General features: G+C 65.7%; 11 protein-coding genes. 5 read left to right on the top strand and 6 right to left on the bottom strand.

Going from position 1 to position 11,149, the window contains the following annotated elements; all coding sequences use genetic code 11:
• Positions 1-194: 194 nt before the first annotated feature.
• Positions 195-854, bottom strand: coding sequence for an isochorismatase family protein (locus tag CO675_RS21625; RefSeq protein WP_097673872.1), 660 nt, complete (start codon positions 852-854; stop codon positions 195-197).
• Between the two features lie 148 nt (positions 855-1,002).
• Between CO675_RS21625 and CO675_RS21620 the strand changes: the two genes are divergently transcribed.
• On the top strand, positions 1,003-1,953 hold the full coding sequence (locus CO675_RS21620; RefSeq protein WP_097673871.1) for an AraC-like ligand-binding domain-containing protein: 951 nt from the start codon (positions 1,003-1,005) through the stop codon (positions 1,951-1,953).
• Between the two features lie 71 nt (positions 1,954-2,024).
• Here the strand turns inward: CO675_RS21620 and CO675_RS21615 are convergent, their stop codons facing one another.
• Positions 2,025-2,477: a YybH family protein gene (locus CO675_RS21615; protein WP_245452843.1), complete on the bottom strand. Its 453-nt coding sequence runs from the start codon at positions 2,475-2,477 to the stop codon at positions 2,025-2,027.
• Between the two features lie 217 nt (positions 2,478-2,694).
• Positions 2,695-4,359 (bottom strand): tannase/feruloyl esterase family alpha/beta hydrolase, encoded by a 1,665-nt coding sequence (locus CO675_RS21610; RefSeq protein WP_097673902.1) that lies wholly within the window; start codon positions 4,357-4,359, stop codon positions 2,695-2,697.
• Between CO675_RS21610 and CO675_RS41055 the strand changes: the two genes are divergently transcribed.
• On the top strand, positions 4,274-4,465 hold the full coding sequence (locus tag CO675_RS41055) for a hypothetical protein (RefSeq protein WP_198964695.1): 192 nt from the start codon (positions 4,274-4,276) through the stop codon (positions 4,463-4,465). The two genes, CO675_RS21610 and CO675_RS41055, sit on opposite strands and share 86 nt — an antisense overlap.
• A gap of 139 nt (positions 4,466-4,604) precedes the next feature.
• Here the strand turns inward: CO675_RS41055 and CO675_RS21605 are convergent, their stop codons facing one another.
• Positions 4,605-5,879 carry an NAD(P)/FAD-dependent oxidoreductase gene (locus CO675_RS21605; protein ID WP_097673869.1) on the bottom strand — a complete coding sequence of 425 codons (1,275 nt, stop codon included), beginning with the start codon at positions 5,877-5,879 and terminating at the stop codon, positions 4,605-4,607.
• 115 nt (positions 5,880-5,994) lie between these two features.
• Positions 5,995-7,401 carry a DHA2 family efflux MFS transporter permease subunit gene (locus tag CO675_RS21600; RefSeq protein ID WP_097673868.1) on the bottom strand — a complete coding sequence of 469 codons (1,407 nt, stop codon included), beginning with the start codon at positions 7,399-7,401 and terminating at the stop codon, positions 5,995-5,997.
• Positions 7,402-7,583: 182 nt separating this feature from the next.
• Here CO675_RS21600 and CO675_RS21595 point away from each other — a divergent pair, with 182 nt between their 5' ends.
• Together CO675_RS21595 and CO675_RS21590 are read left to right on the top strand one after the other, a co-directional pair.
• On the top strand, positions 7,584-7,892 hold the full coding sequence (locus CO675_RS21595; RefSeq protein ID WP_097673867.1) for a hypothetical protein: 309 nt from the start codon (positions 7,584-7,586) through the stop codon (positions 7,890-7,892).
• Between the two features lie 20 nt (positions 7,893-7,912).
• Entirely contained in the window at positions 7,913-8,809 is an 897-nt protein-coding gene (locus tag CO675_RS21590; protein ID WP_097673866.1) for a sigma-70 family RNA polymerase sigma factor, read from the top strand.
• Between the two features lie 216 nt (positions 8,810-9,025).
• Here CO675_RS21590 and CO675_RS21585 read toward each other — a convergent pair whose 3' ends face one another.
• Positions 9,026-9,568, bottom strand: coding sequence for a DUF805 domain-containing protein (locus CO675_RS21585; protein WP_097673865.1), 543 nt, complete (start codon positions 9,566-9,568; stop codon positions 9,026-9,028).
• A gap of 395 nt (positions 9,569-9,963) precedes the next feature.
• On the opposite strand from CO675_RS21585, the gene CO675_RS21575 reads away from it, so the two are divergent.
• Positions 9,964-11,136 (top strand): ABC transporter substrate-binding protein, encoded by a 1,173-nt coding sequence (locus CO675_RS21575; protein WP_097673863.1) that lies wholly within the window; start codon positions 9,964-9,966, stop codon positions 11,134-11,136.
• The last annotated feature ends 13 nt before the right edge of the window (positions 11,137-11,149 follow it).

Genomic DNA, 11,149 nt, shown 5'->3' with positions numbered 1-11,149 from the left:
CTTGGCAACACTACTCCACAGCCATATGCGATTCCCCTACCCTCCAGGGGAGGGTGAAGGGCTCTACACGCGGCGTACCGGGTGGAGGGACCGCAACCCTTCACCCGGATCGCATTTCGCTTCGCTTCATGCGATCCGGCCTCCCCCACAAGGGGAGAGGCGGACCGAACGTGCCGCGCGCTGTTCGCGACTAACTACGCAGCCTTCGCCGCTCCATCACCGGCCTTCACCCGACCCAGCATCTCGGCCGCCGTCATCACATGCGCGGTCGAGAACGCGAGGATCGTCAGCGTGGCGCGATGCACCTCTTCGGCGGATAGAGCGCCCTGGCCGACATCGGGATAGTCGAATGTGCCTGTGGCATCCGACAGGAAGACGACCTTGTAATTGTGGAACATGGCGTCGCGCGCGGTGGCGTGGCAGCAGTTCTCGGTGGTGGTCCCCGAGATGATCACGGTCGTGATGCCCCATTCGCGCAGGATGAGGTCGAGATCGGTGGCGAAGAAGGCGCTGTAGCGGTGCTTCTTGATGACGTGCTCGCCCGGTGCCGGCGCGAGGTCATTGAAGATCTCGACGCCCGCGGTGCCGTCGACCAGCGACGAGCGGTCGGCGATCGGCGCGTAGAGATCGTCATAGAGCCCCATGTCGCTGCCGTCGCGGCGATGCACATGCGCGGTGTAGACGACGCGGATGCCCTTGTCGCGGCAGGCCTTCAGGGTCTGCGCCAGCCGCGGCACCATGGCCGCGGCCTGCGCCGACCGCAGCTTGGCGCCCTCGGCCACGAAATCGTTCTGCATGTCGACAACGATCATGACGGTGCGGGCGGGATCGATGATTTCGCATTGGTAGCCCATGGGTGTCTCCTCTCCTGAAGGGAGGTCTGTTCTACCTCTGTGACGGCAGACGTTCTTGGCTGCGCCGGCCAATCGCTGGACTCTGCTTGCCAGAACCGGGGGCGGCACGCAGAATATCCAGCTGCCGGGTTGGGCGGGAGCAAGGCTAATGCAGACCCCAGATCACGCAGTTGTCGCGCAGACGCTTGTCGCGCCGGGTGATAATTTCGACCGCTGGCACCACGTCACCTGCCGCGAATTCTCGCTGACCGAATGCCGCCGCGTCGCCGACGAGGCGTTTCAGGCCGCGATCTCGATCCGCCATTTCGGCCCGCTCGCGGTCAATGACATCTGGTCGTCGACCCCGGCCGCCGACCGCATCCGGGTGATGCGCAGTGCGAGCGACGTCCGCCGCGACCCGCGCGACTATTTCATGCTGTGGCTCACTGTGCGCGGCGAGGTCAGCTTCGCACAGGGCGGACGCGAGGTGCGGATGCGCCGCGGCGATCTCATGCTGCATGACCAGGCGCAGCCGTTCACGCTCGAATTCGCCCCGAGCGCGCGTTCGATCATGGTGTCGATCCCGCGGCCGCTGCTGCTCGCGCGCCTGCCGGATGCGCAGCGGTTGACGGCACGACGGGTCGGCAACGCGTCGATGGTCGGCGCGCTGGCGGGATCGTTGATCCGCCGGCTGACGCGCCTCGACGACGCGGCCGGGCCTGCTGCGATAAGGCTTGGCGCCTCAATGCTCGATATTTTCGCGACCACGCTCCAGACCGAGCTGACGGACGATGTACCGCAGCACGGCGACGAGCGGCTGGCGCGGGTCAAGGCCTACATGCTGGCCCATCTCGACGATCCCGAGCTCGATCTCGATGCGATTGCCACCGCGCAGAACATGGCGCCGCGCACGCTCAACCGCCTGTTCGCGCGCGAAGGCACGACGCCGATCCGCTGGCTTTGGCAGCAGCGCCTCGCCGGCGCCTACCAGGCGCTGGCCGAACGGCGCTTCAGCCACGTCACCGATGCGGCGCTGAGCTTCGGCTTCAGCGACGTCTCGCATTTCAGCCGCGCCTTCAAGGCCGCGTTCGGCCGCTCGCCGCATCAGGTGATGGGCTGACGTCGTATCCAAAAGCGGCTGCGACCCCGGCTGTAGCCGCAGCCCCGCTCCTGCGCGCTTCTTGAACAGTGTTATTTCGGCGGAGGCGCCTTGGGGAAGGCCGACAGCATCCGGATCTTCCAGTTGCCGCCCTGGTTGCTGTACGCGGCGGTCCAGCGGCCAACAACATCAAGAGGCTCGCCGGTCTGCTTCTTGCCGGTGATGTGGTATTCGCCGATCGCGAGAGCCGTATCGGTGCCGAGCGGCATGGCCTCGTCCACCGTTATGTCATTGTGGTTGAACCCTGCCTTGAAGAGACCATCATAGGCCTGCGCAATATCGGTGTGCGGCCCGGTTGGATTGACGATCATGCCGCCAGGCGCGTAGAGCGCGGCGATCCCGGCACCATCCTGCTTGTTGAAGCTGTCGGCATAGGTTGCCCCGATTTTTTCGACCTGCTGCTTCAGACTTTCGTCGCCGGCGGTAGCGGCCGCAGGCATCGTGAGTAGCGCAATGAACAAATATAAGGCGGAAGACATTCGCATTGCATTCCCTCCTTAAGATCATTGTTGAGTATCCGTCTCGGTCAGCCGGGACCGTGATGGTGTAGCACACCAACATTCGATGAGAGCTGCCGGCTTGCCGCGATACGGCGATGTCGCTGACTAAGAGGGGGTAGCCCCGCTGGCGGAGCCGCCCACAATCGCCGCTGCGCTCGATCGCCACAAGACGAGACGGTCCGAAGGTGTGACGAAACTCATCTCACGGCGCGCAAGTGAAACTCACCGCCGCGGTGACCGGGCCTGCCTTGTAATGCGGCCAGTTCGGCCAGCGGCATAGCGGCAGCGCCCGCAGCGTTTCAAATCCCGGCGCCTCGGTCTTCTGCTCGCGCACGTCGAGATCGCCGGGCGCCTTGCCGTTCTCGACCCAGTCGACCAGCACGGCCAGCATGTCGACATTGGCGGGGGCGCCGGAGCCGACATGGTCGACGCCGGGCGCGGTGTAGAGCCGGGCGAACTCCGCGACCTTGTCCTTGCCGAGCGTCTTCTCGACGTTCTCGAAGTAGCGAATGCCGGCATAGGGGCTTTGCGCGTAATCTGACATGTGTTCGAGGATCACGAGCTTGCCGCCATGGGCGTGGAAGCGCGTGAGGTCAGGATCGGTGGAATCCATCAGCGCGGAGACTTCCAGCACGCGCGCCTTGTGGTCTTCCGGCTTGTAGGTCGTGACGTCGAGTTTCGGATCGCGGGCGAAGACATATTGAATGCCGCCGGCGCCGTAGATCCAGGCGATGCCGTTGGTCGGAGCCGGCGGCTGTGCCGGCGCCGTGCTGCCGAGCCACCACGCTTTCCAGCCGCCGGTCGGACCGAACGCCGGCGTGTTCTCGCCCGACACGCCCCAGCCCGGATAGTCGTCGAGGCCGTTGGCGAGCGGGAACGAGAACTTGTACGGCGCGTGCAGCGTCTCGATCGCGGCGATCTGCCTGTCGGTCAGGCAGTCGTCGCCACTCTTCCCCGCGGCGCATGCCAGCGTGGCCGGCTTGAACGCGGCCTTGCAGCCGACGGGATCCTGCACCAGTCCGTCGTCGGAGCCGTCCTGGGTGTCGCAGGCCTTCAGCACGGCGTCGGCGACGAGCTTGACCTGCGCCGGTCTGATCCAGCCGTCGCCCATGGTGACGAGGCCGGAGCGGGTGCCGGCATGCTGCAGCCCGACCCAGTTGATCACGGGGACGCGCGCGAAGATGCCGTCGAAATCGTCGGCGTAGCGCTGCGCCATGGTCAGCGCCTCACGGCCGCCTTCGGACGATCCCATGAAATACATCTTCGCCGGCGGCTTGCCGTAGGCGCGGACCGTCAGCGCCCGCGCGGCGTCGCGCACCTTCTTGTAGGCCTTGTGCGAAAAATTCTCGAACGCCTCGTCGTTGAGCGCGAACAGTTGCGGCGGCTCGCCGGGCTTCTGCTCGTGACCGGAGTCGGTGCCGGCGGTCACGAAGCCGAGCGCCAGCGGCGAGGCCTTGTCGAACGGATAGGCCGGCGGCAGGCCGAGGCCTGATATCAGCACGCCGTTGAAGCCGCCGCCGCCATATTGCAGCGAGCGGCCGTTCCACTCGACGGGCAGGTTCACCTCGAATTTGATCGGTGGCGCCTTGGGATCGACGGGATCAATATGCCCGAGCACCTTGCAGAAGGCGGGATTGGCTGGGGTGATGCGGCTGGAAGGTGTCGGTCCCTTCTCGGCGACCGAGAGCGGCGATGGTGCCTGGAGTGTGGCGCTGTCGATCTTGATCGCGCCGTCGGCGGGGCCGGCAAGGCCGCTGCAGGTCGCCGCGGGATCGCCGGTCATGCCTGTCGCAGATGCGGCCGAAGCGAATGACGTCAACACGACAAGCGAAGCCGCAAACGCTCTTGCGCGCGCATCGATCCGCATCGTTTCCTCCCATACATATATTGTTGCTATGGCAAGTATTTCACGCGGGATGTCGGCGCGCAATGGCACGCGCCATTCCATCTCCGTCATCCTGAGGAGCGCGTAGCGCGTCTCGAAGGATCGGCGGCCCGAGCGGCGCCGCGCGACGATCATGAATGGCGCTAGCTGGGCCGTGCATCCTTCGAGACGAGGCCAACAGGCCGCTCCTCAGGACGACGGGGCTAAAGTCGCGCGCCGAACCGCGCCTACTGCGCCACCTTGCTGCTGCCTTGCGTGATCAGCCGTGCGGCGCGCTGGTCGCGGGTGTGGATCCAGAGCCAGTTCATCGCCACCGCAATCCGATGGCGCACGCCGATCAGGAAGTAGATGTGGGCGAGGCCCCAGATCCACCATGCCAGCGAGCCGCGCAGCTTGAGCCAGCCGAAATCGATCACCGCCTTCTTCTTGCCGATCTGCGCGAGGCTGCCGGCATGCTTGTAGCGGAACGGCGGCAGCGTCTTGCCGTCGAGCCGGGCCTTGATCAGCGCGGCGACGTAGCGTCCTTCCTGCTTGGCGGCCGGCGCGATGCCGGGCACCGGATTGCCGTCGGGATCCTTGATCGTGACGGTGTCGCCGACCGCGAAGATATCGGGATGGCCCGGCACGGTGAGATCGGGTTCGACCTGCAGCCGATGGGCGCGGTCGGCCGGCGCGTTCAGCCATTCGGCGGCGCGCGAGGCGCGCACGCCGGCGGCCCAGACGATGGTGCGCGCCTCCAGCCGCTTGCCGCCGAACACCACGCCGTCGGCCGAGCATTCGGTGACCGGTTCGCCCAGCATCACCTCGACGCCGAGTCTCTCCAGCGACGCTTGCGCATAGGCGGAGAGATCGTCGGGGAAACCGGCCAGCACGCGCGGGCCGGCCTCGATCAGCACCACGCGCGCCTTGCGCGTGTCGATGTGACGGAAGTCTTGCGGCAACGTGTCCTTGGCGAGGTCGGCGATGGTGCCGGCCATCTCGACGCCGGTCGGCCCGGCGCCGATGATGACGAAGGTCAGTAGCGCGGCCCGCTTGTCTGGATCGGTCTCGCGCTCGGCGCGCTCGAAGGCGACCAGGATGCGCCGCCGCAGCGTCGTCGCGTCCTCCAGCGTCTTCAGGCCGGGCGCGAACGGCTCCCATTCGTCATGGCCGAAATAGGCGTGGCGCGCGCCGGTGGCGAGGATCAGCGTGTCGTAGGGGATGCTGCCGCCGTCATCGAGCTGCACTTGCTTTGCCGCTGCGTCGACGCCGCAGACATTGGCGAACAGCGTCGTCACCTCGGGCCGGTCGCGCAGCAGATAGCGGATCGGCCAGGCGATCTCGCTGGTGGCAAGCGATGCAGTGGCGACCTGGTAGAGCAGCGGCTGGAACAGATGGTGATTGCGGCGGTCGATCAGCGTGATCTCGACCGGCACGCCCGCGAGACCGAAGGCGGCTTCGAGCCCGCCGAAGCCGGCGCCGACGATCACCACGCGATGAGGTTTGGCCGGCGCTTGCGTCATCTGATGTCGCCCTCGGTTTCGAACGGCTTCGTCGTCTGATTATGTAATCATTCGCGGCCTCATTCCAACACGAAATGCCCGATCGCCCGATAGCGAAACCCAATCGCTGCGCGCCTCACGCGTCCTGCGTCGCGGTCGTGGCAACGACCCGCCGCCGCATCGGCAGGAACAGTCCCGCGACGGCGCCGGCGAATGACAGCGTTGCCGCAAGGCTCATCGCCGCAGCGAATCCGCTCGTGAAATGTCCGGACGAATCGGCCGCGCCATTGGCGGCGAAACTCGCCACCAGCGCCGCGATGCCGAACATGCCGCCGAGGAATCGGCCCATGTTGAACACGCCCGACGCCTTGCCCATCTCGCTCACGGCCACCGCGCTCAGCACCGCGTTCTGTGCGGCTGGCATCGCCATCGAGACGCCGACGCCCGCGAGCATCAGCGGCGCCACCAGCGCGGAGTAGGGCACCGACGGGGTGACGATCTCGCCGATCCAGCCGAGACCGATCGCCTGCATCAAGAGGCCCGTGACGACCAGCGTGCGCTCGCCGAACCGGTTGACCACAGCGCCGGCGATCGGCGCCGTGACGAACAATGTCGCCGTCCACGGCAGCAGGCGCAGCCCGGCGCCGAAGGCGTCGAAGCCGAGCGCGATCTGCAGGAATTGCGGCAGCAGGAACAGCACACCGTACATCGCGGCATAGAACAGCACACTTGCGGCGATGCCGGCCGCGAACGGTCGGGCCGCGAACAACCGCATCGGTACCATCGGGCTGGTCGCACGCAGTTCCCACAGCACGAACATTGCTGCCAGCGCGACGCCGGCGATCAGCGCACCGGCCACTTCCGCGCTGGCCCATCCGACGCTGTTGCCACGCAGCAGGCCCCAGACCAGCGCCAGCGCCGCGAGCGCGACCAGCGCCAGGCCGGTGATGTCGAGCGGCGCCGTCGGACCAAAGCTTTCGCGCAGGCGCGCCAGCACGAGGGCGATCGCAATCAGGCCGATCGGCAAATTGATCCAGAAGATCCAGCGCCAGCCGAGATGCTCGGTGATGAAGCCGCCAATCGCGGGGCCGATGATCAGCGCGCATCCGGTGATGCCGCTGAAGATGCCGAGCGCGCGGGCCCGCTCCTCGCGGCCGAAGGCGCCGCTCAGGATCGCCATCGCCAGCGGCATCACGAGCGCCGCGCCGGCGCCCTGCAGGGCCCGCGCGGCGATCAATGCCGCGGCGTTGCCGGCCAGCGCGCAGGCGGCCGACGCCACGACGAACAGGCCGATCCCGGCCGCAAACATCGCCCGCCGTCCAAAGCGGTCGCCGAGCGCAGCGCCAGTCAACAGCAGCACCGCGAAGGTCAGATTGAAGGCGTTGACGGTCCATTGCAGCGTCTCGACTCGGCTGCCGAAATCGGCGCGGATGGTCGCGAAGGCCGTGGTCATGATCATGGCGTCCAGCGCCATCATGAAGGATGCCAGCGCGGTGAGGCCGAGCACCCAACGCTGCTCGGCGCGCTGTTCAGGGGTCTGCATGGTGGTTCTCCATTGGCCCGCCGCAGGGTTGCGGCGCGCTTCGCAGGCCAGGACGAACCGGAGCGGGCAAAGGATGCGGCCGAGAAATTATTTTTGCCGGACCGCATCCTTTAGCCGTCTGCAAACGTCCTTAGGGCTGACGCGGCCGGTTCAGGCCGCAGACCCAGGCCAAGGAGGCTGCGATGAGACGGACCCTGATCAGGTACAAGACCAAGCCGGACATGGCGGAGAAGAATGCCGCGCTGGTGGCGGCGGTGTTCGCCGAGCTGAAGGCGGCCAGCCCGGACGGCGTACGCTACATGACCCTGCGGCTGGAGGACGACACCTTCATCCACATGGTCGAGACCGCGGCCGACGACGGCTCGAGCCCGATCCCGAAGCTGGCGGCGTTCCAGGCCTTCCAGGAGGGCATCCGCGATCGCTGCGCCGAGCCGCCGCTGGTTCGCAGTGCTGTGATTGTCGGAAACTATCGTATGCTGGATGCGTCGTGAACCGAGTTGGCGGAGCCATCATGACGTCACCACCCCAGGCGCCGGCCGCAGCCGAGGTCGAGGCGCTGCTGGCGGCGATGCGGCCGAGGCTGCATCGCTACTGCGCCCGCATGGTCGGATCGGTCATCGACGGCGAAGATGTGCTGCAGGACGCGCTGATCAAGGCGATGGAGGCGTTCGCTTCCGCCGCCCCGATCCAGCATCCGGAAGCCTGGCTGTTCCGGATCGCGCACAATACAGCGCTCGATTTCCTCAGGCGGCGCAACCGACAGGACGCGCTGCACGCGCCGGAGGAGGTGGACATGATGGCCGGAGAGCTTGACGATGTCAGCCGCCGCGAGATCGCCGCAAGCAGCCTGCGCACCTTCATGCGGCTGCCGGTGGCGCAGCGCTCCAGCGTGATCCTGATGGATGTGCTCGGCTGCTCGTTGCAGGAAGTCTGCGGCATCATGGATTTCAGCCTGCCCGCGGTGAAGGCCGCGCTGCACCGCGGACGCGCGCAACTGCGCGCGTTCGCCCGCGAGCCGGACGATGCACCGCGGCCCGGCCTGTCGCCGGCCGATCGCAACAGGCTGAACGCCTATGTCGGCCGCTTCAACGCTCACGACTTCGATGCCATCCGCGCCATGATCGCCGATGACATCAGGCTCGAGCTCGTCAACAAGACGCGGTTGAACGGCAAGGCCGAGGTGTCACGTTACTTCGGCAATTATGCCAAGATCGACGACTGGCACCTGGTGACCGGACAGGTCGAGGGACGTCCCGCGATCCTGGTGTTCGATCCGAACGCAAAGGGTGGGCCGCCGCGATCGTTCATGCTGCTCGACTGGTCGGCCGACAAGGTCGCGACCATCAGGGATTTCCGCCACGCGCCCTATGCGATCGACGGCGCCGAATGGGTGGTGGATCAAGGGTGATCGGCGGGCGCTCAGCCAGTGGCTCGTTGGTTGCGCCACAAACTCAGTGTCGTCCCGGACAAGCGAAGCGCGATCCGGGACCCATAACCACAAATGGGGATTGGTGTGCGATGCTGGGGCCACAGCCTTCTTTAATAGTCTAGGCCGGTGGTTATGGGTCCCTGCTCCCGTGCGCAATTGCGCACTAGGCAGGGACGACAGTGGAGAGAAGGCGCGCTACCGCGTCTTGCCGCCGAACTCGCCGTTGGCGATGCGCGTGACGCGGCTGCCGGCTGCGGCGGGCGCGCTGCTTCTTTCAAACAGCCCATCGCCGCCGGTCTCACGCGGTAGCGGCAGCGCTTCTTCGGAGCGGCCGCCCGGCCAGAACGTCAGGACGAAGTTCATCGCGGCATTGGCGAGCGCACCGACTACCGTTCCGGTGTGGTGATAGGTCAGCGCATATTCGGGAAAGCGTCCGGCAATGGCCTTGTCGAGCACGATGAGGGCAATCCATGCCGCCATCACGCAGACCGGATCCCATCCGATGTCACGCACCCGCATCGACTGCAGCATGAAGCAGGCGACGAGCATGCCGTAGAAGGCAATGACCAGCGCGGGGCTGTTCGATGCCTGCGCCAGCAGCACGTCCATCCTGCCGCGCGGCACATTGCCCGTGATCCCGTAGACCAGCATCACAAAGCCGAGGCCTACCACCAGGGTGCAGAAGAAGAAGGCCAACCGGCCCATCCGGGCATTGAAGCCGAAGATGTAATTCAGCATGTGACGCACCCCTTTGGCGGCAGCGTCGCGCGGCGATACTTTCCGGACCATGAAGCCCGCGGCGCCTTGCTCGCCCGTGGTTTCCGGGTGCTTTACCGGATCGTTAAAGCCTGCGGCTGTGGGCGGCGGCTGGTCGTTGGAAGAGTGCAGGCCCCTGCGACAATCGTTGCCTACGCAACCGGCATTATATTTCTTGCCATGGCCGATTTGGACGAATTATGATGCACGGTGCTGGGGTATGCGCCGAAGGTTCTAATCGAGGGCCATCGGTTCGTGCTTGCTGCATACTTGCGATATCGCGCACAAAACACGTCACAGAACGACGCGCGCAAAGCGTGACCCCGGGCCCACGTGATCAGGCCTGGCGGGATCTTTGGTTGAGGAGGGGAGTGAATATGAAAAAGGCATTCTGGCTGGCAGGCGCCATGGCTTTGGCGCTCGCGCAGCCCGCGACGGCGGCTGACAGCGTCAAGATCGGCTTTGTCTCGACCTTCAGCGGTCCGACCGCCGTGATCGGCAACGACATGCGCAATTCCTTCGAGCTGGCGCTCGACCACCTCGGCCGCAAGATCGACGGCAAGCCGGTCGAGGTGATCTACGAGGACGACCAGCAGAAGCCCGATGTGGGCAAGCAGAAGACCGAGAAGCTGGTGCAGTCCGACAAGGTCGACTTCATCGTCGGCTACATCTGGTCGAACGTGCTGCTGGCGTCGCTGAAGACCGCGGTCGATTCGAAGACCTTCCTGATCTCGGCCAATGCCGGTCCGTCGCAGCTCGCCGGCGAATTGTGCTCTCCCTACGTCTTCTCGACCTCCTGGCAGAACGACCAGACGCCCGCCGCGATGGGCCTCTACATGAACCAGAAGGGCGTCAAGTCGGTGTTCCTGATCGGCCCGAACTACGCGGCCGGCAAGGACATGCTCGCGGGCGTGAAGAGCACCTTCAAGGGCGAGGTGGTCGGCGAGGAATACACGGTGTGGCCGAGCCAGCTCGACTTCTCCGCCGAGCTGACCAAGGCGCGCAACTCCAAGGCCGAGTCGATCTTCGTGTTCTATCCCGGCGCCGCCGGCGTTCAGTTCCTGAACCAGTACGCCCAGGCCGGCATCAAGGCGCAGATCCCGCTCTACACCGCTTTCACCGTCGACGAATTGTCGCTGCCGCTGCAGAAGGACAACGCGATCGGCATTCCCGGCGCGCAGGAATGGGTCAACGACCTGCCGAACGCCGAGAACAAGAAGTTCGTCGAGGACTATCGCAAGAAGTTTCCCGGCCTGCGCCCGACCTACTACGGCGCCCAGGCCTATGACGCCGCCCAGCTGATCAACAGCGCCGTCGTTGCGGTGAAGGGCGACCTCACCAAGAAGGACGCGATGAAGGCGGAGATGGAGAAGGCCAACTTCAAGTCGCTGCGCGGCCCGTTCAAGTACGGCAACAACCACATCCCGATCCAGAACTTCTACCTGCAGGACGTGGTCAAGGACGCCGACGGCCAGCTGTCTCTGAAGACGGTCGCGACCATCGTCAAGGACGACCAGGATAAGTTTCACGACAAGTGTTCGATGAAGTGATTACTGCGCCGTC

The sequence above is a fragment of the Bradyrhizobium sp. C9 genome (assembly GCF_002532045.1).
In the GTDB taxonomy this organism is placed as follows: Bacteria; Pseudomonadota; Alphaproteobacteria; order Rhizobiales; family Xanthobacteraceae; genus Bradyrhizobium.
This window is presented reverse-complemented; position numbering and strand designations above follow the sequence as displayed.